Source organism: Actinoallomurus iriomotensis, assembly GCF_030269445.1.
Lineage (GTDB): Bacteria > Actinomycetota > Actinomycetes > Streptosporangiales > Streptosporangiaceae > Actinoallomurus > Actinoallomurus iriomotensis.
This window is the reverse complement of record NZ_BSTJ01000034.1, coordinates 1-988: the sequence shown is the minus strand read 5'-3', so window position 1 is coordinate 988 and position 988 is coordinate 1. Positions and strand designations below refer to the sequence as shown.

General features: G+C 68.7%; 1 protein-coding gene. It reads left to right on the top strand.

Annotated features, from left to right (window positions below; all coding sequences use genetic code 11):
* On the top strand, positions 1-988 hold a 988-nt coding region (locus QSK37_RS51285), incomplete at both ends, for an IS701 family transposase (protein WP_432705691.1).

Here is a 988-nt window from a genome sequence, read left to right as displayed (position 1 = left end):
TGCTGGACGGGCAGCGTAAGTCGATGCAGCCGATGGCGGAGCGCCTTGGTGTGGATCATCAGCGGTTGCAGCAGTTCATGAGCTCTTCGACCTGGGATTTCATTGGGGTGCGGCGTCGGCTGGCCACGCGGGCCCACGATGTGGTGGCGCCGGTGGCGTGGGTGATCGATGACACCGGGTTCCCCAAGTACGGTTCATCCTCGCCGGGGGTGGCCCGGCAGTATTCGGGCACGTTGGGCAAGGTCGGCAACTGCCAGCTCGGGGTGAGCGTGCACGCCGTCACCGACCACGCTTCGGCCGCTTTGGACTGGCGGTTGTTCATTCCTGAGTCCTGGGACGATACCTGCACCGGCGACCCGGTCACGGCGGAGGCGATCCGGCGCCGGCGCACGCGTTGTGGCATCCCCGATGGTGAGCGGAACCGGCCGAAGTGGCAGCTGGCGATCGAGATGCTCGATGAACTATGCGGCTGGGGCCTGAGCGCGCCGGTGATCTGCGCGGACGCCGGCTACGGCGACAACGCCCACTTCCGGGCCGCTTTGGCCGAGCGGGATCTGGGCTACATCGTGCAGGTCAAAGGCACAGCCACCGCCCACGCCGCCGATGCCGTCCCCGAACTGCTGCCCGCCAACGGCAAGAACTGGCGTGGCCTGCCGCGCTACCGCACCAAACCGATCTCGTTGCGCGAGCACGTCCTGGCCGCCGGCCGCGCCAACGCGCGCCGCCTGTCCTGGCGGCACGGGTCCAAAGGTGAGCTGGCAGCCGAGTTCCTCACGCTGCGCGTGCGCCCGGCCGGCCGCCGACCCCGCTACAACCAGGACGGCACCTTGCCCCAGGCCTGGCTGATCGCCCAGTGGCCGCCGGAGGAGGACGAGCCGGTCAAGTACTGGCTGTCGAACCTGCCCGCCGACACCCCACTGCACGATCTGGTCCGGCTCGGGAAGATCCGCTGGCGCATCGAACACGACTACCGCGAACTCAAAACCGG